The 20,906-nt window shown below is 32.9% G+C and carries 22 protein-coding genes; 12 read left to right on the forward strand and 10 right to left on the reverse strand.

Annotated features, from left to right (window positions below; genetic code table 11):
- Window positions 1-38: 38 nt before the first annotated feature.
- The 5 genes from TX50_RS06140 to TX50_RS06160 all read left to right on the forward strand — a co-directional run bounded on the left by TX50_RS06140 (window position 39) and on the right by TX50_RS06160 (window position 7,177).
- Window positions 39-1,100 (forward strand): efflux RND transporter periplasmic adaptor subunit, encoded by a 1,062-nt coding sequence (locus TX50_RS06140; RefSeq protein WP_011132772.1) that lies wholly within the window; start codon window positions 39-41, stop codon window positions 1,098-1,100.
- Window positions 1,097-4,027, forward strand: coding sequence for a DNA polymerase I (gene polA, locus TX50_RS06145; RefSeq protein WP_011132773.1), 2,931 nt, complete (start codon window positions 1,097-1,099; stop codon window positions 4,025-4,027). The genes TX50_RS06140 and polA overlap by 4 nt, the downstream gene beginning before the upstream one ends.
- A gap of 24 nt (window positions 4,028-4,051) precedes the next feature.
- Window positions 4,052-5,530: a cysteine--tRNA ligase gene (gene cysS / locus TX50_RS06150; protein ID WP_011132774.1), complete on the forward strand. Its 1,479-nt coding sequence runs from the start codon at window positions 4,052-4,054 to the stop codon at window positions 5,528-5,530.
- A gap of 82 nt (window positions 5,531-5,612) precedes the next feature.
- On the forward strand, window positions 5,613-6,842 hold the full coding sequence (locus TX50_RS06155) for a 1-deoxy-D-xylulose-5-phosphate reductoisomerase (protein ID WP_036930563.1): 1,230 nt from the start codon (window positions 5,613-5,615) through the stop codon (window positions 6,840-6,842).
- A 5-nt stretch (window positions 6,843-6,847) separates the two neighbouring features.
- A complete protein-coding gene (locus TX50_RS06160; RefSeq protein WP_011132776.1) occupies window positions 6,848-7,177 on the forward strand; it encodes a (2Fe-2S) ferredoxin domain-containing protein in 330 nt (109 codons plus the stop codon).
- A 20-nt stretch (window positions 7,178-7,197) separates the two neighbouring features.
- Here the strand turns inward: TX50_RS06160 and TX50_RS06165 are convergent, their stop codons facing one another.
- The 4 genes from TX50_RS06165 to TX50_RS06180 are packed head-to-tail and all read right to left on the reverse strand — an operon-like array spanning window position 7,198 to window position 11,168.
- On the reverse strand, window positions 7,198-8,289 hold the full coding sequence (locus tag TX50_RS06165) for a YheT family hydrolase (protein ID WP_011132777.1): 1,092 nt from the start codon (window positions 8,287-8,289) through the stop codon (window positions 7,198-7,200).
- The gene (locus TX50_RS06170; protein ID WP_011132778.1) at window positions 8,276-9,712 is read right to left on the reverse strand and encodes an NAD(P)(+) transhydrogenase (Re/Si-specific) subunit beta; all 1,437 of its coding nucleotides are present in this window, start codon (window positions 9,710-9,712) and stop codon (window positions 8,276-8,278) included. The genes TX50_RS06165 and TX50_RS06170 overlap by 14 nt, the downstream gene beginning before the upstream one ends.
- Before the next feature lie 13 nt (window positions 9,713-9,725).
- A complete protein-coding gene (locus TX50_RS06175; protein ID WP_011132779.1) occupies window positions 9,726-10,022 on the reverse strand; it encodes an NAD(P) transhydrogenase subunit alpha in 297 nt (98 codons plus the stop codon).
- A gap of 15 nt (window positions 10,023-10,037) precedes the next feature.
- Window positions 10,038-11,168, reverse strand: a complete 1,131-nt coding sequence (locus tag TX50_RS06180; protein ID WP_011132780.1) for a Re/Si-specific NAD(P)(+) transhydrogenase subunit alpha — start codon at window positions 11,166-11,168, stop codon at window positions 10,038-10,040.
- A 132-nt stretch (window positions 11,169-11,300) separates the two neighbouring features.
- Between TX50_RS06180 and TX50_RS06185 the strand changes: the two genes are divergently transcribed.
- The 3 genes from TX50_RS06185 (at window position 11,301) to trxB (ending at window position 13,704) form a co-directional block, all read left to right on the forward strand.
- Entirely contained in the window at window positions 11,301-11,879 is a 579-nt protein-coding gene (locus TX50_RS06185; protein WP_011132781.1) for a hypothetical protein, read from the forward strand.
- 155 nt (window positions 11,880-12,034) lie between these two features.
- Window positions 12,035-12,271 (forward strand): hypothetical protein, encoded by a 237-nt coding sequence (locus tag TX50_RS06190; protein ID WP_011132782.1) that lies wholly within the window; start codon window positions 12,035-12,037, stop codon window positions 12,269-12,271.
- 56 nt (window positions 12,272-12,327) lie between these two features.
- Window positions 12,328-13,704: a thioredoxin-disulfide reductase gene (gene trxB / locus TX50_RS06195; protein ID WP_011132783.1), complete on the forward strand. Its 1,377-nt coding sequence runs from the start codon at window positions 12,328-12,330 to the stop codon at window positions 13,702-13,704.
- Between the two features lie 16 nt (window positions 13,705-13,720).
- On the opposite strand, the gene infA is transcribed toward trxB, so the two are convergent.
- From infA to petM, 4 genes are all read right to left on the reverse strand, one after another.
- Window positions 13,721-13,987: a translation initiation factor IF-1 gene (gene infA / locus TX50_RS06200; RefSeq protein WP_011132784.1), complete on the reverse strand. Its 267-nt coding sequence runs from the start codon at window positions 13,985-13,987 to the stop codon at window positions 13,721-13,723.
- Between the two features lie 104 nt (window positions 13,988-14,091).
- Window positions 14,092-14,304 carry a hypothetical protein gene (locus TX50_RS06205; RefSeq protein WP_036930560.1) on the reverse strand — a complete coding sequence of 71 codons (213 nt, stop codon included), beginning with the start codon at window positions 14,302-14,304 and terminating at the stop codon, window positions 14,092-14,094.
- 52 nt (window positions 14,305-14,356) lie between these two features.
- Window positions 14,357-15,319 (reverse strand): NAD(P)H-binding protein, encoded by a 963-nt coding sequence (locus TX50_RS06210; RefSeq protein ID WP_011132785.1) that lies wholly within the window; start codon window positions 15,317-15,319, stop codon window positions 14,357-14,359.
- Window positions 15,320-15,377: 58 nt separating this feature from the next.
- Window positions 15,378-15,476, reverse strand: coding sequence for a cytochrome b6-f complex subunit PetM (petM, locus tag TX50_RS06215; RefSeq protein ID WP_011132786.1), 99 nt, complete (start codon window positions 15,474-15,476; stop codon window positions 15,378-15,380).
- A 114-nt stretch (window positions 15,477-15,590) separates the two neighbouring features.
- On the opposite strand from petM, the gene TX50_RS06220 reads away from it, so the two are divergent.
- Both TX50_RS06220 and ilvN read left to right on the forward strand, forming a co-directional pair.
- Entirely contained in the window at window positions 15,591-16,535 is a 945-nt protein-coding gene (locus TX50_RS06220) for an alpha/beta fold hydrolase (RefSeq protein ID WP_036930629.1), read from the forward strand.
- 3 nt (window positions 16,536-16,538) lie between these two features.
- Window positions 16,539-17,063 carry an acetolactate synthase small subunit gene (gene ilvN / locus TX50_RS06225; RefSeq protein WP_011132788.1) on the forward strand — a complete coding sequence of 175 codons (525 nt, stop codon included), beginning with the start codon at window positions 16,539-16,541 and terminating at the stop codon, window positions 17,061-17,063.
- On the opposite strand, the gene TX50_RS06230 is transcribed toward ilvN, so the two are convergent.
- Together TX50_RS06230 and TX50_RS06235 are read right to left on the reverse strand one after the other, a co-directional pair.
- Window positions 17,060-17,593, reverse strand: coding sequence for a peptidylprolyl isomerase (locus TX50_RS06230; protein WP_011132789.1), 534 nt, complete (start codon window positions 17,591-17,593; stop codon window positions 17,060-17,062). The genes ilvN and TX50_RS06230 overlap by 4 nt on opposite strands.
- 122 nt (window positions 17,594-17,715) lie before the next feature.
- On the reverse strand, window positions 17,716-18,273 hold the full coding sequence (locus tag TX50_RS06235) for a photosystem I assembly protein Ycf4 (RefSeq protein WP_011132790.1): 558 nt from the start codon (window positions 18,271-18,273) through the stop codon (window positions 17,716-17,718).
- A gap of 184 nt (window positions 18,274-18,457) precedes the next feature.
- On the opposite strand from TX50_RS06235, the gene psbD reads away from it, so the two are divergent.
- Together psbD and psbC are read left to right on the forward strand one after the other, a co-directional pair.
- Entirely contained in the window at window positions 18,458-19,534 is a 1,077-nt protein-coding gene (psbD, locus tag TX50_RS06240) for a photosystem II D2 protein (photosystem q(a) protein) (protein ID WP_011132791.1), read from the forward strand.
- On the forward strand, window positions 19,518-20,900 hold the full coding sequence (gene psbC, locus TX50_RS06245; protein ID WP_011132792.1) for a photosystem II reaction center protein CP43: 1,383 nt from the start codon (window positions 19,518-19,520) through the stop codon (window positions 20,898-20,900). The genes psbD and psbC overlap by 17 nt, the downstream gene beginning before the upstream one ends.
- Window positions 20,901-20,906 lie beyond the last annotated feature (6 nt).

Here is a 20,906-nt window from a genome sequence, read left to right on the forward strand (position 1 = left end):
GTTTCTAAATATCCTTAATTGCTTGCTCACTAAAAAATATGCTTAATTTAATAAAAAAGAATTTAAATATAAAAAGTGGAATTGCATTAATTGTTTTAGCAACTATTTTTGTCTTTTTAAGTAATTCTTTTAAGAAAAATAAATCAAAAGACATATCCAACTTTGTAGTTTCCGTTGAAAAGGGAATTCTTTCTGAATCAATAAACACTAGTGGAGAAGTAAAGGCTACCAGAACAAGCAATATTGGTCCAAGGAAACAAGGAATACTAGAAGAAATTAAAGTAGAAGAAGGTGATCTCGTAGAAAAGGGTCAAATTTTGGCTACTCTCGATGATGAAGATTTCATCTATAAGCTTGAAGAACTTGAATTAAATTTAAAAAAACAAAAATCTGAATATTTAAGAAGAGAATTTTTATTCAAAGAAGGAGCAGTTAGTAAAGAGGATTATGAAAGCTATAAAAACAAGTACAACACAAGCGAAGCGAAATTTAGTGATGCGAAAGCTGAAAAAGATTTTTATTCTATAAGAGCTCCATACCCAGGGAAAATAACAGCTAAATATGCAGAGATAGGTTCGTACGTTACACCTAGTTCAAATTTAAGTTCGAACTCTAAAGCTAAAAACTTTATTTTTGAATTATCAGAAGGTCTTGAAATTATTGCCAAAGTTCCAGAGAGTGATATTGGAAGGATAAAAACAGGTCAAGAAGCCTCTGTAAGGATAGAAGCTTATCCCTCAAATAAATACAGAGCAATAGTTAAAAAAATAGCCGAAAGGGCTGTAAAAGATAATAATGTAACTTCATTCGAAGTAACGTTGAAATTCAAAGAAATCTCTGAGGAAATAAAAATTGGTATGACCGCTGACCTTGAATTTAAAGTTAAAAGTAGTGAAGAAAAAATCTTAGTTCCGACAGTTTCGATAGTCACCGAAAAAGGTGAAAAAGGTGTCTTAAAAGTAGATAAAAATAATACTCCTAAATTTGAAAAGATTGAAATAGGTATTAGTAGCGGAAATAAAACCTCGATAATTGAAGGTTTAAGACCTGGAGAGCAAATATTTATTGATATTCCACCTTGGGCGAATAAAAGAAAATGAGTTTGAAATCCAAAGACTCAAAAAAACCAATTTTACTTTTAGTTGATGGCCATTCTCTAGCCTTTAGAAGCTTCTATGCATTTAGCAAAGGGGTTGATGGGGGATTAACAACTAAAGAAGGTTTTCCCACTAGTGTCACCTATGGATTTTTAAAAAGTCTTCTAGATAATTGCAAAAATATTAATGCTGAAGGGGTTTGTATTACTTTTGATACAGAAAAACCAACTTTTAGACATGAATTAGATCCAAATTATAAAGCTAATAGAGATGTTGCTCCAGATGTTTTTTTTCAAGATATAGAACAACTAGAAATCATCTTGAAAGAAAGTCTTAATTTACCCATTTTTAAATCTCCAGGATTCGAAGCTGATGATCTATTAGGAACAATTGCTAATGATGCATCCTCAAAAGGTTGGTGTGTAAATATTCTTTCTGGGGATCGAGATTTATTTCAACTAGTTGATGATCAAAAAGATATTTATGTTCTCTATATGGGCGGAGGTCCTTATGCTAAAAGTGGTAATCCGACTTTAATGAATGAAAATGGAGTCAAAGAAAAACTAGGAGTTTATCCAGAAAGAGTTGTAGATCTGAAGGCCTTAACTGGTGACAGTTCGGATAATATCCCAGGAATAAAAGGTGTTGGACCAAAAACAGCTATTAATTTATTAAAAGAGAATGATACCTTAGACGGGATTTATAAAGCCTTGGACATTATTCAAAAAGATGAAGATAAAAAATATCAGGGTTTTATAAAAGGCGCCGTTAGGGAAAAGCTAAAAAATGATAAATTCAATGCTTATCTTTCAAGAGATTTAGCAAAGATAGATGTTGAAGTGCCTCTGGTATTAAGCAATGGATATGAACTAAATCAAATAAACCAAGATGCTTTATCTGAATCTCTACAAAAACTTGAATTATCAACTTTACTTAGGCAAGTTGATATTTTTAATTCAGCATTTAGTAAAGGTGGTTTTAATAAAAATAATGAGGAAAAACAAAAGAAAAAAGAATCAAAAGTTTCAGCTTCAATTAATTTAGAAGAAACTGAACATGAAATCCCCAAAATCAAAGTAAATATAGTTAATAATTTTAAATTACTAGATCAACTAGTTAAAAGATTAGAGATTACGAAGGAAATAGTTGCCTTAGACACTGAGACCAATAGTTTAAATCCTCTAGATGCAGAACTTGTTGGTATAGGTTTTTGTCTTGGCGAAGAGATTAATGATCTATTTTATATACCTCTTAGTCATCAATCGCAAAAAAAAGAGATGAATCAATTAGCAATTGAAGATGTATTCTTTAATTTAAGATCTTGGATAGAAAGTCCAGAGAAAGAAAAAACACTTCAAAATTGTAAGTTTGATAGACAAATATTTTATAACCATGGGCTAAATCTCAGAGGAGTTACTTTTGATACCCTGTTAGCAGATTACATTCTTAATAATCAGGAAAAACATGGATTAAGTGAAATTAGTTTTAGAGAATTTGGATTTAAGCCACCAACTTTTAAAGAAACAGTTGGAAAAAATAAAGATTTTTCATTTGTCGACATTAATGATGCAAGTACTTATTGTGGTTATGATGTACTCCTAACTTTCAAGATCGCGAAAATTTTTAAAGAACGATTTAATAATGAAAATAAGGATTTAACAAAATTATTTAAAGAAATCGAATTGCCTTTAGAGCCAGTCTTATCAGAAATGGAGATGAATGGTATCAGAATAGATACCACTTATTTAAATGAACTATCTGGAGAATTAAAAAGTACATTAGAAAATATTGAGGAAAATGTTTTTGAAATAGCAAAGCAAGAATTTAATTTATCCTCTCCAAAACAACTTGGTGAAATATTGTTTGAGAAGTTAAATCTTGATAAAAAAAAATCAAGGAAAACAAAAACAGGTTGGAGTACTGATGCAGTTGTTCTTGAAAGATTAGTAGAAGAACATGAGATAATTCCCTTTCTAATAAAACATAGAACTCTTAGTAAACTTTTAAGTACATATATTGATGCTCTTCCCAACCTTATTAGTGAAAAAACTGGAAGAGTTCATACTAACTTTAATCAAGCAGCTACCGCCACTGGGAGATTAAGCAGTAGTAATCCTAATCTTCAGAATATCCCTGTCAGAACAGAATTCAGTAGAAGAATAAGAAAAGCCTTCTTGCCCGAAAAAGGTTGGAAATTACTATCGGCAGATTATTCTCAAATTGAATTAAGAATACTTGCTCATTTAGCTAACGAAGAAATTCTTATAAATGCATTCCACAAAAATGATGATATTCACTCTTTAACAGCACGATTGATTTTTGAAAAGGAAGACATAAATTCTGACGAAAGAAGAGTTGGTAAAACCATTAATTTTGGAGTTATTTATGGAATGGGAATAAAAAAATTCGCACGATCTACAGGGGTAAGTACAACTGAAGCAAAAGAATTTTTGATTAAATATAAAGAAAGGTATGCCAAGATTTTTAAATTTCTAGAATTTCAAGAAAGGCTTGCTCTATCGAAAGGTTATGTAGAGACAATTTTTGGAAGAAAGAGAGAATTTAAATTTGATAAAAATGGACTTGGTAGATTAATAGGAAAAGATCCATATGAAATAGATTTGCAAACTGCTAGGAAAGCGGGAATGGAGGCTCAATCTTTAAGAGCCGCCGCAAATGCTCCTATTCAGGGTTCTAGTGCTGACATTATTAAAATAGCTATGGTTCAATTAAACAAAAAATTATTAGAGATGAATATTCCAGTTAAAATGCTTTTACAGGTTCATGATGAATTATTGTTCGAGGTCCAACCAGATTTCTTAGAAATCACAAAGGATTTAGTAAAGGAAACTATGGAAGATTGTGTAAAATTAAACGTACCACTTCTTGTCGATATCGGAGTTGGAAATAACTGGATGGAAACTAAATAATCTTCAAATAAATACTTTTTTAATATGATCAAATTATTTAATACTTTAAGCAAAAACATTGAAGTCTTTAAACCAATAGATGAAGTAGTAAAGATATACTGTTGTGGTGTAACTGTTTATGATTTATGTCATCTTGGGCATGCAAGAAGTTATATAGCTTGGGATATCCTGAGAAGGTTCTTAATTTATAGTGATTACAAAGTTAAGTATGTGCAGAATTTTACTGATATCGACGATAAGATTTTAAAAAGAGCAAAAGAAGAAAATAGCTCTATGAATGAGGTTTCAGAAAAAAATATTACTGAATTCCATAAGGACATGGATGCCCTAGGAATTATGAGGCCGGATAGCATGCCAAAAGCTACAAATCATATTTGCAATATTTGTTCATTTATAAAAGTTCTTGAGGATAAAGGTTTTGCATATATCAGAGGTGGAGACGTTTATTATTCTGTTTTTAAAAATAAAAATTATGGAAAACTGAGTAATCAAAATATCCTTGAGCAAAATATAAATCAACAGGGCAGGATTACTACAGATGAAAGTAATAAAAAAGAAAATCCCCAAGATTTTGCTCTATGGAAAAAAGCAAAAGACAATGAACCATCTTTTGATTCGCCTTGGGGGAAAGGTAGACCAGGATGGCATATTGAATGTTCTGCAATGGTAAAAGATGAATTAGGAGAAACAATTGATATCCATTTAGGAGGTTCTGATCTTATTTTTCCTCACCATGAAAATGAGATTGCACAGTCTGAATCAGCTAATAATAAAAAGCTTGCGAACTATTGGCTTCATAACGGAATGGTCAATGTAAACGGACAAAAGATGAGTAAATCTTTGAAAAACTTTACTACCATAAGAGACTTATTAGATTCAGGGACAAGTCCGATGACCCTAAGATATTTTGTTTTAACCGTAAACTATAGAAAGCCACTCGATTTTACCGATGAGGCTTTGAAAAGTGCCTCGGAAGCATGGAAAAATATTAATGTTGCTCTTTCTTTATTTGATATTACTAAAAAAGAAAATCTATCGATTGAGGTAAATGAAACTAATGAATTTGTTGAAGAAACATATAAAGATATGATCAATTATGAAATATCTCAAAAAAAGATAAAGTTTACTAATGCTTTAAATAACGACCTTAATACAGCAGGAGCAATTGCAATCATTTATGAATTAGCCAAACCACTAAAAAACTTTATAAATCAATTCCAAAGAATTAAAAACCTTGAAATAAATACTAATGAAAAATTTCATCTTAGAGAAACTTTTAAAACACTAGAAGAACTGACTGATGTTCTTGGATTAAAAAAAGAAGAAATAATAATCGACAACAGAATCAACGAAGATCAAATACTATCCCTCATTAATAAAAGATTGGGAGCAAAAAAGGAAAAAGATTATGCAGAAGCCGATAAAATAAGAAATTTATTAAAGGAAAAAGGAGTAGAACTCATAGATCAATCCCCTGAGCTTACAACATGGGTAAGGATCTAAATTTTAAGAAAAAACCCAATTTAAATTTTTTATTTTTTAAATTCACCTTTAAGTGGGAAAATATTATAAATATTAGAGAAAATTGAAATACATCACTGTGCTGGGTTCAACAGGTTCAATTGGAACCCAAACTCTCGAAATAGTAAGTGAACTGCCTGATAAATTCAAAGTAGTAGCTCTTTCAGCAGGGAGAAATATAGACTTATTGACGGAGCAAGTTAGTCAACATAAACCAGAAGTTATTGCTATTGAGGATGAAAATCTTTTAACAGATTTAAAAAATAATATTAACAATTTAGGAATAAGTAATCCTCCTATAGTTTTAGGTGGTCGAGAGGCAATTAATTCAGTGGCAGCATGGGATTCTGCCGATACTGTAATTACTGGAATAGTAGGATGTGCTGGACTTATTCCGACGATGTCAGCTATTAAGGCTGGTAAAAATATTGCGCTTGCCAATAAAGAAACCTTAATTGCCGCGGGGTCTGTTGTTATACCTGCTTTAAAGGAAAGCAAAAGTAGACTTTTACCTGCGGACTCTGAGCATTCAGCTATCTTTCAATGCATACAAGGATTACCTAATTATGAAAATGCCGATTTTTCAACAGGTCAAATCCCAAATGGTTTAAAAGCTATTCATTTAACTGCATCAGGAGGTGCTTTTAGAGATTGGGAAGTAGAGGATTTAAAAAATGTCACAGTGGAAGATGCGACTTCCCATCCAAATTGGAGTATGGGGAGAAAAATAACTGTAGATTCTGCCACTCTTATGAACAAAGGATTGGAGGTTATTGAAGCACATTATCTTTTTGGGACGTCTTACGAAAATATTGAAATTGCTATACATCCTCAAAGTATTATTCATTCAATGATTGAGATGGAAGATTCTTCTGTCCTAGCTCAATTAGGATGGCCTGATATGAAGCTCCCAATTTTATATGCAATGAGTTGGCCAGAAAGGTTCAAAACTAATTGGAAAAGATTTAATTTAACTGAGATTGGGCAACTTACATTTAAAAAACCGGACGAAGTAAAATATCCATGTATGGGACTTGCATATTCAGCAGGGAAATGTTCAGGAACAATGCCTGCAGTACTTAATGCTGCAAATGAAATGGCAGTAGATCAATTTCTAAAAGAAAAAATTTCTTTTCAAGAAATTCCTATCTTTATAAATAAAACTTGTGAATCACATTTGAATAAAATCAACTTAAACCCAAAGTTAGAAGATATTCTAGAGGTTGATAATTGGGCGAGGATTTTTGTTCAAGAAGAGATAAAAAAAGGCAAAAAATATATCAACGTAGGTTAAAAAAAGTGAACGTTCAAAAGCACTTATTACTTTGTGCAACGCCTACAAAACAAAAATGTTTTAAAGGCGATGAAGGTAATAAGACTTGGGAATGTCTTAAAAAGACTTTAAAAAATTATGAGAATGATTCTTCTTCAAGAAATATACAAATAATGAGATCTAAAGTTGATTGTTTAAGAATATGTAAAAATGGACCAATTCTTCTTATTTGGCCTGATGGCATTTGGTACGAAAAAGTTTCTCCAGAAAAAGTATCAGAAATTTTCACCTCTCATGTAATTAATGGTAATCCAATCGAAAAGTGGATTTTTAAAAAAACTCCTTTTGAAAAATAATTTAAAAAAACATATATTATTTAAAGACTTAAAAGCCAATTCTTAACTGCTTCATCAGACCAACAACCATTATTTGAATGAAAACCATTATGACCTCCCTTATTAGTTATTAGAATAGTTAATTTATCAAATGATTCATTCAAAGAGTTTTTCAAATTTAAAGTAGATTGATATGGAACCCAAGGATCATCCTTAGCATGGATTAAAAGAGTAGGGGGAAGATTCTTAATTAAATTTTGAATTCTAAATATAGGTGAAGATTGATAATAATAATCCTCTAAAGATTTGAACCCCCAACTAGGTGCAGTGAAATTTGCATCAAATTCTCCTATCGTTTTTAAACCTTTAATTTTTTTACTCAAGCTACTTTTAGGAAATAAAATCCCTTCGTTTTTAAATCCATCCCATAATTGCCTTTTCAAACGTTGCATTAACCATTTTTGATATAAAAAATTTCGAGGTCTTTCTATACAATTGCTGCAAGATAATAAATCTAAAGGGCTACTAACACAAGCCAATCCATCTAATAATTTTCTTCTATTTCTTGATCTGTAGTCTAAGCAGGCATTAAGAAGAATAGTTCCTCCTAAAGATAATCCAACTCCAAATATAGGTAAATCTTCTTTATTTTTTAAAGAATCTTTAAATTCAGAATTAAGAAGTTGCCTAAAATTTTTAAGACCCAAAATAATATCATTCGAACATCTTGCGGAATAATTCCCTTTCGCCAAATATCTAGCTGAACCAGCCCCTCTAAGATTTAATTTAATAACTCCAAATCCATTATTAACTAACTTTCTAGCAATTCGTTTTAAACCAAAACGCCTAGTAGATCCCCCTAATCCATGAGTAATAAGAACAATTCCTTTTAAACAATCTAAGTTTTCTGGTAACTCTAAGAACCCTAAGAGATAATCACCCTCAAATTTTTCTGAGAGAATATTATTTATTGGTAAAAGTATTTTTTTATTTGTTTTAGCTTGGAGAAAATCAAAAATAAATGTATCTCTTAAAGTTTGAAGGTCCCCTCCAATCCAAGGGAAAGCCTGTCTAAAAGGTCTTTTGTTTATATAATCTGAAAACTTAAATGAGAGATTACTATTTATCGCCAACTCCTAGATCCTTTAATTCTCCAATTAACTCACTTAAAACTTTCTTGGCATCACCAAAAACCATTGAGGTATTTGGCAAGTCAAACAAATCATTTTTTATCCCCGAATAACCAGCGCTCATCCCTCTTTTTATTACAAAGACTGTTCTTGCTTCTTGGACATCAAGAACAGGCATTCCATATAAAGGAGAACTCTTGTCATTTTTTGCTTGTGGATTAACAACATCATTTGCCCCTAAGACCAAAACAACATCTGTTGCTGGGAATTCAGGATTAACAACATCCATTTCTTTGAGTTGTTCATAAGGAACATCTGCTTCTGCCAAAAGAACATTCATATGTCCTGGCATTCTGCCTGCTACAGGATGAATCGCATATACAACTTCAATACCATTTTGTTCTAGTTTTTTTGTTACTTCTCTCAAAGTATGTTGTGCTTGAGCCACAGCAAGACCATATCCGGGAACAACGATTACCCTATTTGCTGCCTCTAATGTTAATGCACATTCTTCAACACTACAGGAAGTTATATTTGTATATTCCCCTGATCCAGAAGATGTAGTAGTTTGTGCAGATAAAGAGCCTCCAAAAAGGACAGAAATCAGAGATCTGTTCATTCCTTTGCACATTACCTGAGTTAATATCAAGCCTGCTGCTCCCACCATTGCTCCAGCCACAATTAAAAGCTGACTGTCTACTACAAAACCTGCAGCTGCAGCTGCGATACCTGAATAGCTATTTAAAAGAGATATAACAACCGGCATATCTGCACCACCAATTGGCAAAGTTACCCCAATTCCTAAAAGAGTGGAGGCTATAACCAAAAGCCAAATCGAACTAACATTACCGCTTATTAGGTATATGAAAGATATCAATGAAGTTACTCCAAAAACAATGTTTACAAAATGTCTAGCTTTAACCTGAGTCCATCCAGGAGTGGACAGCCAACCTTGTAATTTAGCCATTGCCACGATTGAACCTGAAAAAGTAATCGCACCAACAAATATTGAGACTGAAATTGAAGCATCATTAATAAAAGGTTCTAAAGATCCTGCTTTCGCCACTTCATTAAAAGGGAATAAAAACGCACCAATAGCTACCAATAGAGAAGACATTCCACCAAAACCATTGAACAAAGCTACAGTCTCTGGCATTGATGTCATTGGCACCTTCTTAGCAAGTAAAGTTCCTAACAAACTTCCCACTAAGGATCCAACAATGATCCATGCCCATGATTGAGCTGGGATTCCAGAAGTACCTAGATAGTAGGAGAGTAAACCTACAACAGAAAGCAACATAGCAAATGCTGCTAATATATTCGCTTCTCTAGCAGACCTAACTTTTGATAACCCTTTTATACCAAGTGCTAATAAAAGAACTGCTAGAAGATCTATAACGAATTTAATAATATCAGGAAGATTCATTTTATGTACTTAATTATTTATTTTTTTTTGTAGGTTTACGACTAAACATGGCAAGCATTCTATCCGTTACAAAAAAACCACCTACAACGTTAAAAAGAGCAAATCCAAGAGATATTGATCCGATTATTAATAACGGACTATTTGGCTCTGCTTTTATAATTGCAGTTAATGCTGCCAACATTGTTATACCTGAGATGGCATTTGCCCCACTCATTAAAGGTGTATGAAGTGTTGGAGGTACTTTTCCTATTAATTCCAGACCTAATAAACTTCCAAGCAACAAAACCCAGAGTAAGCTATCAAAATTCATAATTTAATTAAGACCTCAATTTTCAAAAACTTTATTTTGAAGGATAACTCCTTCATTACTTAATAAACAGCCAGAGATTAATTCATCCTCTTTATCTAGATTAATTACACCATCTTTTATGAAAGGTGTAATCAGAGATGTGAGGTTCTTAGCATAAAGTGTACTTGCATCATAAGGAACAGATGATGGTAACTCGCCTGCTCCTATTAGCTTTACGCCATTCCTAATAATAGTTTCATTAGATTTTGTTCCTTCGCAATTACCTCCTTGAGATACGGCTAAATCAATAACTACTGCTCCAGGTCGCATCTTTTCAATCATATGAGAATCGATTAAAACTGGAGCTTTTTTACCTAAGACTTGAGCAGTACAAACAGCAACATCAGCTTCGGATAAATATTTAGTTAACGTAGCCTTTTGTTTAGAAAGGAATTCAGGCGTAACTGCTTTTGCATAACCACCTGATTCGCCTGGTTTTTCATCAATTTCAGGAAGTTCTATAAATCTTGCTCCAAGAGATTCAACTTGCTCTTTTACAGCTGGCCTAATATCTGACACGAAAACAATAGCTCCAAGTCTTTTTGCAGTGGCAACTGCCTGCAATCCTGCGACTCCTCCACCAAGAACAACAACTTTCGCAGGCTGTACAGTTCCTGCTGCAGTCATAAGCATCGGAAAATATCTATCAAGTTCACTTGCTGCTAAAAGGACTGCTTTATATCCTGCGATATTGGCTTGAGAAGAAAGTACATCCGATGATTGAGCTCTACTAATCCTTGGAAGTAATTCCATTGATAAAGCTGAGATCTTTTTACTAGTTATAGTTTTTTGAAGTTTTTCATTAGCATATGGATTTAAAAGGCCTAGCAGAATAGCACCTTTTTTTAACTTGCTTAAATTAGATTCAGAAGGAGTTTGAACACAAAAAATAACATCCGCATTCTCCCAAATATTTATATTAGATTTACTAACAATTTCACCTCCAGATTCTTTGTATAAAGTGTCGTTAAACCCTGATAGTTCTCCTGCTGAACTTTCTACAAAAACTTCGCATCCAAGACCCTTTAATTTTTTTACAGCTGAGGGAGTAGCTGAAACTCTTCTCTCTCCAGAGGCTGTTTCAATAGGAATGAGTATCTTTGTCAATTTATAGTAGTTTTAAACATACTAAAGATAATTTGAATAAAGTCAAAAGTCTTGGAGTTTGAGTTTTGTTAAAAATATATTTTCTTTTCTTTTAATCATGGCTATGAAAAATATATAAGTATTAAAAATCTAATGAGCATAAAAGCTATCGAATGCCCAGATGGAGTTTGTCATAGTCATCATGGAGGCCATGCTGTTCCAAGACAAACCATGCAGAGAAACTTAGAAAAACATGGTAAAGACTGGTGTGAAAAACTAGCTGAAAGAATTTATGAAATGTCAGTTGACACCTATTCTCAAACAGTAATGCCTAGCCTTCATTCATCAGGATGGCAAAGAAGACATCTAGATTGGGAATTTAAATTAGCCGAAAATGACTCTGAACCTGATGAAGCTCTTGTTGAAGGAATCATAAATGCTACTGAAAGTTTTCTTAGAAGCAGTGAGGTGCATAGATTATTCATACAAGAACTCGTACAGGGTACGTTTGAAGAAGCGAATGATAAAAAAATAATTTCTAAGGCTATAAAGTCTATTATCGAAGAGGAAATAGTTATTTCGTTAAGAGAAAAAAAAGAAATTCTTTTAAGAAAAATATCATCAAAATTAGTTTCTGAAGAAAAAGTTAGCGAGGAGCTCGCAATAAATTCAGCGAAAGAAGGATTTGATGAAGTTGAAAGGTTACTCGTAAATCATACAGAGGCAGTTTAGACCTAATTCTTTATATTTTGTTTATATTCACAGCAAATATAGGCTCAAATATTAACTAATTATTAAATTATTGTTTGAAAGTACAAAGTTGTAACTTATTAGACAATGATTAAAGCAATCCATATGCTTACCTATAGTCAATTCTAAATCAGGAAATGACTAATTTTATAAGAAAAAGAATTGATGTAGCAACCTGCTGGGCAACCAACAGGATATCAGTAATGGATACTCTTGAAAAATACGAGGATAGTTACGCAATTGCAGAGGAGTTCAGAGAATGGATATTGCATATTGGTGAGGAAAATGAAAACCTAAAAAGTTCTGTATTAAATTTCCCTAATGAATTAAAAGAATTATTAAATCAAAAGATAAATGAAAACTTAATCGAGTGAAATCCGACCTTCATAAATTGGGTTAATTGATTAATATTAGAGAAATAAATATTTAAATGGAAACAAAAGTAAAAGAAGACAATGTTGAAAATTTAGTAATAATAGGTTCTGGTCCAGCAGGTTATACAGCTGCTATATACGCAGCACGTGCAAACCTTCAACCTCTTTTAGTAACGGGATTTAATTCTGGTGGAATTCCAGGTGGTCAATTAATGACAACTACTTTCGTTGAAAACTATCCTGGTTTTCCTGATGGAGTATTAGGTCCTGAATTAATGGATTTAATGAAAGCTCAAGCCGAAAGATGGGGAACAAATCTATATGAGAGTGATGTTATTTCAATTGATACCAGTAAAAGTCCTTTTGAGTTAAAAACCTTAGAAGGAAGCATTAAATCCAATTCAATTATTATCGCAACTGGCGCAAGTGCTAATAGGTTAGGTGTTATAAATGAAGATAAATTTTGGAGCAAAGGGATAAGTGCTTGCGCAATTTGTGATGGAGCGACTCCACAGTTTAGAAATGAAGAATTAGCAGTTATTGGAGGCGGAGATTCTGCATGTGAAGAAGCTGCATATCTCACAAAATATGGTAGCAAGGTGCATTTACTCGTCAGATCCGAAAAACTCAGAGCTAGTGCCGCAATGATAGATAGAGTAAAAGCTAATTCAAAGATTGAAATACACTGGAACACAAAAGTAGAGAAAGCTAATGGTACTGATTGGCTTGAAAACGTTGAAACCATTAATTCACATAAAGGTAACGTCGAAATTAAAGTTAAAGGACTTTTTTATGCTATTGGACACACACCTAATACAAAGTTTTTAAATAATAAAATTGAATTAGATAAAAAAGGATATATTGCTTGTAATTCTGGAAGACCAGAAACTTCAATAGAAGGTATATTTGCGGCTGGCGATGTTGTAGATTCTGAGTGGAGACAAGGGGTTACAGCTGCTGGTACAGGATGTATGGCAGCATTAGCTGCTGAAAGATGGTTAGCAGAGAAGAATTTATCAAAAATAATTGTTAGAGAAACAAGCGAACCAGAGAAAACATTGTCTTCATCAAGTTTTAATGAAGAGGTGACAAATGAAGATACTTTCAATTTAAATTCCGAATGGCAAAAAGGTAGTTACGCACTGAGGAAGCTTTATCATGAGAGTAATAAACCAATATTAGTTATTTTTAGCTCACCAAGTTGTGGACCATGCCATGTATTAAAACCACAACTTAAAAGAGTGATTAAGGAATTTGATGGAGCTGTACAAGGTATAGAAATTGATATAGATAAAGATCAAGAAATCGCTAAACAAGCAGGAATAAATGGAACTCCTACAATACAATTATTTAAAGACAAATTACTTAAAAAACAATGGCAGGGTGTTAAACAACGTAGTGAATTCAAAGAAGCGATACAAAATATCATCTGATTAAATTATTTATTATTTATTTCCTTCTTGCATTATTTTTAGAATTTCCAGTTCTTGGGCCACCACCGCCTGCATTTCTTTCTCGATAGGTAATCCTTCCTCTTGTTAGATCATAAGGACTTATTTCCACCAGTACTTTATCTCCAGCTAACAATTTAATTCTAAATTTAGTTAACTTACCTGCTGCTCTGCATAAACATTGGTGACCTTCAGGTTGTTCTAAAGTAACCAAATAAAAACCATTTCCTTGCTCTTTTTCTATCACACCAGATGTTTCGATCATTAAATAATTTATTTTCTAGATTTATATTATCAGAAAAGAATAAACAAAATTTACCTCAACATAATTGCGTCAGATGAAATAGGTTAATTGCAAAGATTTTTAATTTATACAAAAAATTTGATTTCATTAATTATTTGTAACTGACCATAATAAAAATTTGCCTTTGCAATTTTTTCAGGATCCTCTAGTTGATCGAAAAAGACAAATCCTAAACTCTCCCATAAAGATGAACCACAAACATTGTTTAATTCATTAGTTGCCTCTTGAGCGATATTATTTAACTTACGTTCAAGATTTTTAGATTTAGAAATTGACATCAGAATAGTTACTTATAGTACAAATATACTATAGAATTTATCTAATGCAACCTTAGAAAGGAAGTCTCTTTTTTTCTTCAATATTTAGATCAGCTTCCATTTCTTTAAGTCTTTTTAAAATCTGCTGATAATATTCTTTAATGTAACTTTCTAAAGAAGTAGAATCTTCTTTTTTAAGTTCTAACAATTCATAAGTATTACTCATATCATCGTCTAAGGGGACTCCACTACTAGTAACTTCAGCGAAGGCCAATCTCTCAGAAACATTTAGTGCATCTTGAAAAAATGAAACCACGTTCTGAGTTACTTTTATTAGAAAAGGCGAAACTCTAAAAATCTTTGCTTTCTTATTACTATATTTTTCGCATAAAGAAATTACTTCATCAGAATCCCAAGCCTTTGGTCCAACTAAAGGAAGTGAACGCTTATAAGATTTTGGCTTATTTATAGATGAAACAATAATTTTTGCCATATCTTGGGTGTTCATATACGCGATTTTAGTTGGGGTGCCACTCATCCAGACGGCTTGACTGTCTAACACAGGTATGGCGAATTGACTAATGACGCCTTGCATAAAAGCAGCGCATTTGAAAATTGTATAGTCAAAATTAGATTTTTCTAGAAGTTTTTCGGTGCAATACTTAACATCCATTAGGGGTACATTTCTAAACTTTTCTGTTGATAAAATTGAGAGAAAAATAACCCTTTTTATTTTTTTCGATTCACAAGCATTAAAAAGATTAAGTTTACCGTCCCAGTCAGTTTCATATATACTTTTGGAATCTTCGGGTCTCCCAGTTGCGCTATCAATAACTACTTCAATGTCTTGTAGAGCATAATCTATATCTCCAGAGTTTAGTAAATTCCCCTTTGTAAGTTCACAACCCCATTCTTGGAGAAAAGAAGCTTTCCTTGGATTCCTAACGAAACATCTAACTTCATGCCCTTCTTCAATAGCTTGCTTTGCTATCTGCCTACCAAGAGTTCCTGTTGCACCTACTAAAAGAATCTTCATACTTGAGGATGTACTTAACTTTCCGAGATTAACTCACTTTCTATAGTATTCGTGAGAATCAATCTCCTTGAAATTTTAATAATAATGCACCACCAACCAATCCAATTGGTATCAATATCCAAAATACAGCAGCAATACTAAAAATTTCTTTAGCCATAGGAAACTTAATCAACTATTATAATTTAACGTTTATATGCATTTTTTTGTAGAAAAAAGAACTAATGCAAATATCTTTAAATTATTTAATAGAGGAACAGAGGGGGTAATTTATATGAACTCTATAGATAAATCGCATGAAGGAAACGAATCTAATTATTGGAATTGGAATGGATTTAAAATTTTTTGGAGTGTTAAAGGTGAAGATAATACAAATCCAATGATTTTGCTTCACGGGTTCGGAGCAAGTAGTAAACATTGGAGAAATAATTCTTACTACTTTGCACAAAAAGGATATTCTGTTTACTCAATAGATTTAATTGGATTTGGCAATTCAGCACAGCCAGGTATAAGAGATATAGGAAAATTAGATAATGGAGTTTGGTGTAATCAAGTCAGTGATTTTATTAAACAAGTAATCAGGCCAAAGACTTCTAAGAAGATAATTTTAATAGGAAATTCTTTAGGTTCTTTAGTAGCTTTAACATGCGCAGTCTATTTAAAAAATGAAATATTATCAGTTATCGCATCTCCACTTCCAGATCCTTTAGTAATTAAAAAAAAGGAATCAAAACTTAATTCGACTTTTGAAAAATTTAGAATCAAACTTATAAAAATATTTTTCAGAATATTTCCTTTAGAAATAGTTCTATTTTTAATAAGTAAATTGGGAATAATAAAATTAGGACTTAATTCTGCATATTTCAAAAAAGATAAAGTAGATAAAGAATTAATAAATATTGTAAGTAAACCAGTTTTAAGAAAGACTTCGGCAAGAGCACTAAGAGCTATGTGCATTGGTATGGCAACAAGGGGAGATAAGTTAAAGGCCTCTTACCTTTTGGAACAACTTAGTTTTTCAAAAAAAATTCCTTTTTTATTATTGTGGGGAGAAAAGGATAATTTCATACCTTTATTTCTTGGCAAAAAGATTGCAAAATTCCATAGATGGGTAGAATTGAAAATAATATCCAATTCAGGCCATTGTGTTCATGATGAAGATCCTTCATTATTTAATAAAATTTCTTATGAATGGATTAGAGACTTAACAACCTATTAAAAGATGAAACATACATTATCAGTACTTGTTGAAGACGAATCGGGGGCTTTAAGTAGAATCTCAGGTCTATTTGCTAGAAGAGGTTTTAATATCGATAGTCTCGCTGTTGGGCCTGCAGAAACTAAGGGGATTTCAAGATTAACAATGGTAGTAGAGGGTGATAATGAAACCCTTCAACAAATGACCAAACAACTTAATAAATTATTTAATGTTCTTGGAGTCGTTGATTTTACAAACCTTGCTGCAGTTGAAAGGGAATTAATGCTTCTCAAAGTATCGTCAAAAGAAGATACTAGAAGTAATATTTTAGATATCGTTCAAATATTTAGAGCAAAAGTAGTAGATGTGTCAGATATTGCTTTAACCCTTGAAGTGGTGGGAGATCCAGGGAAATTAGTTGCTTTGGAAAAGCTTCTTGAACCATATGGAATACTTGAAATTGCAAGAACAGGGAAAGTTGCTCTTAAGCGATCTTCTGGAGTAAATACTGAAATGTTAAAAATAAATAAATACTCTTTAGAGATTTAATTAGAAATTATGATTTCATAAATCAAGTCTTCCCTATCTATTTCCTGTAATATTTCTATTCCTTTAACAACTTTTCCAAAGATTGAATATCTTCCATCTAATTCGGGGAATTTATTAGTTACAAAGAAAAACTCTGTAGTAGATGAATTCCTTTCTCCACTTTTAACCATAGCTAATGATCCCTTTTCAAAAAAGTTAGTCAAAGTTACAATTCCTGCAGGATCTAAAATTTGGTAACCATATTTTGGTTCGATTTCTTTTTTTAATTTTATTTCCAAGGGAATATTTCTTCTAAGTTTGTTTAAGTTTTGATTTTCTTTTTTGTAATAATTGTTTTCTGGGTAAATGCCTGAATAAATTACTTTAACTTGAGGAAAATTAATTATCTTATAAAACCTTTTATTTTTATAGATATTTTTATTTACATTTTGAATAAAATTACTTACTGTAACTGGTTTATTTTTTCCATATAATTGCACATCAATATTACCTTTTGAAGTCTTGAAAACTACTCTTTCGTTCTTTTTCAAACAATTAAGTTCAAGCTTTTTACAATAATAATTAGAATCAAAAGTATTTTTATAACTGCAACCTGTAATTAATAATAAAAATATCTTAAAAAATATAAGTGGTTTTAATAAATAAAATCTTCTTATTTTAAACCCTCCAAATTTACATTTAGAAATTTGGCTAATCTTGCTCCTTCCTCTTCAACTTGAAGCAACGGTTTAAGTTCTCCTGCTCCACTCAAAGGAAGTGGTTTTTTTCTGCCTTTAAGAACCAATGCAATTCTTCTTCTTGGATTAAATCCTTCACTTATATCAAGTTTTACTGACTTAATTTCATCAAAACTTAATTTAACTTCAATATCCTTAAATAATCCTTTTCTTTTAATTTCAACAGATTGAGAATCTTTATCAAAAAAGTTATAACCTGAACCGAAATTTATAAAAACCAAATACCATAAATAAATATTAAGCAAATTCGCTATTACTCCATATGCACCCATTATTATTCCTTGAGGGATAAAAAGTAAGGTTGAAGGATTACCTAAAGGGAGCAAATCTCTACCTGTATAGCTTGAGATCGCAGCTAAGATAAAACCTATACCGCCAATAGATAACATTCCTCCAATAAGGTAGTTAGAAATTTTTCTTGAACCATTGATTTTTTGTTCAATTTTGTTAAAGGAAGAGAGATTTGATTGCATAATATTTTTATTCTAGATGTCTATTCCTACTAATTTAAGAATTAATATAGAGTATTATTACCTAATTTTTAGCATTAAAGTTAGGAAAGCTTTACAAGGCATTTCATATATACAGATATTTCCCCACTTTACTCTCAATCTTTGTTACAGTCTCATCGTATCCCGAAGCTAAAAACGATTTCTCATGACGATCGCCGTTGGAAGCGCCCCACAGAGAGGATGGTTTGATGTCCTTGATGATTGGTTAAAGCGCGACAGGTTTGTATTTATTGGTTGGTCCGGTTTACTACTTCTACCTTGTGCATATCTTGCAATTGGTGGATGGTTTGTCGGAACAACATTTGTTACCTCTTGGTACACACATGGTATTGCATCTTCATATCTTGAAGGAGCAAACTTTTTGACAGCAGCTGTAAGTACCCCTGGAGATGCCATGGGTCACAGTCTTCTATTTTTATGGGGTCCAGAAGCCCAAGGTAGTTTCGTAAGATGGCTACAACTTGGTGGTCTTTGGAACTTTGTTGCATTACATGGAGTATTTGGCCTTATCGGTTTCATGCTTCGTCAATTTGAAATTGCTGGTCTTGTAGGTATCAGACCTTACAATGCACTTGCTTTTTCAGCAGTAATTGCAGTTTTCACAAGTATCTTCCTTATCTACCCACTAGGACAGCATAGTTGGTTCTTTGCACCATCATTTGGTGTTGCTGCAATTTTCCGTTATATCTTGTTTATTCAAGGTTTTCACAATATTACCCTTAATCCTTTTCACATGATGGGTGTTGCTGGAATTCTTGGTGGTGCACTTCTTTGCGCTATCCACGGAGCTACAGTTCAAAACACATTATATGAAGATACAAGTGTTTACACAGACGGTAAAGTTCAAAGTTCAACCTTTAGAGCTTTCGATCCAACTCAAGAAGAAGAAACTTATTCAATGATTACAGCGAATAGATTCTGGAGCCAAATTTTTGGTATTGCTTTCTCTAATAAGAGATTCCTTCACTTCTTGATGTTATTTGTACCTGTTATGGGTATGTGGACATCTTCAATTGGTATTGTTGGTTTAGCACTTAACTTAAGAGCTTACGATTTCGTTAGCCAAGAGATAAGAGCTGCAGAAGATCCAGAATTTGAAACATTCTACACAAAGAATATACTTCTGAACGAAGGTATGCGAGCATGGATGTCTTCTGTGGATCAACCACACGAAAACTTTGTATTCCCTGAGGAGGTTCTTCCGCGTGGAAACGCCCTTTAATAATTTACTAAGAGCTCCTAACCAGAGTATTGAAGAAACTGGTTACGCTTGGTACGTAGGTAACGCCAGATTAATTAATTTATCTGGACGTTTACTTGGAGCACACATTGCACACTCTGGCCTAATAGTATTTTGGGCTGGAGCAATGATGTTATTCGAAGTAAGCCATTTCACATTTGATAAACCAATGTGGGAACAAGGCTTAATTTGTATGCCTCACGTTGCAATGTTTGGGTTTGGAATTGGCCCTGGTGGTGAAGTTACTTCTGTATATCCCTTCTTCGTTGCAGGTGTTATACATCTAATTTCCTCAGCAGTTTTAGGTTTTGGAGGAATTTATCACTCTTTAGCTGGTCCAGAAAAGCTCGAGCAAGATTTTCCTTTCTTTTCAACTGACTGGAGAGATAAAAACCAAATGACTAATATATTGGGTTATCACCTAGTAGTTTTAGGAGTTGGTGCTTTATTTTTCGTCGCAGATTGGATGTTTATCGGTGGTGCTTATGACACATGGGCTCCCGGTGGAGGAGAAGTTAGATTGGTTAGTCCAACTTTAGATCCAAGAGTAATACTTGGTTATCTATTTAGGTCTCCATGGGGAGGTGCTGGTTCAATTATCGGTGTTAACTCAATTGAAGACATTGTTGGAGGCCATGTATACGTTGGTATAACCGCAATTATTGGTGGTTTATTCCATATCTTCACAAAACCCTTTGGATGGGCTAGAAGAGCATTCATTTGGAATGGAGAAGGACTTCTTAGTTATGCACTTGGTGGAATCTGTGTTGCAAGTTTTATTGCATCAACTTTCATCTGGTTTAACAATACTGCTTACCCTTCAGAATTCTATGGCCCAACAAACGCTGAAGCTTCACAGGCCCAAAGCTTTACTTTCCTTGTGAGAGATCAAAGAATTGGAGCTAATGTAGGTTCAACAATGGGACCAACAGGATTAGGTAAGTATCTCATGAGATCTCCTACAGGTGAAATTATATTTGGTGGTGAAACAATGAGATTTTGGGATTTCAGAGGACCATGGTTAGAACCTTTAAGAGGACCTAACGGATTGAGCCTTGAGAAAATTCAAAATGATATTCAGCCTTGGCAAGTTAGAAGAGCAGCTGAATATATGACTCATGCACCTAATGCTTCTATCAACTCCGTTGGTGGTATCATTACTGAGCCTAATGCTGTTAACTTTGTTAACTTAAGACAATGGTTAGCTGCAGCTCAATTCTTCCTAGGATGGTTTACATTCATCGGTCACCTTTGGCATGCAGGTCGTGCTAGAGCAGCCGCTGCCGGTTTCGAAAAAGGAATTGACAGAAAGAGTGAGCCAGCTCTAGAAATGCCAGATATTGATTAACTCTAA

This window comes from Prochlorococcus marinus subsp. pastoris str. CCMP1986 (assembly GCF_000011465.1).
Lineage (GTDB): Bacteria > Cyanobacteriota > Cyanobacteriia > PCC-6307 > Cyanobiaceae > Prochlorococcus_A > Prochlorococcus_A pastoris.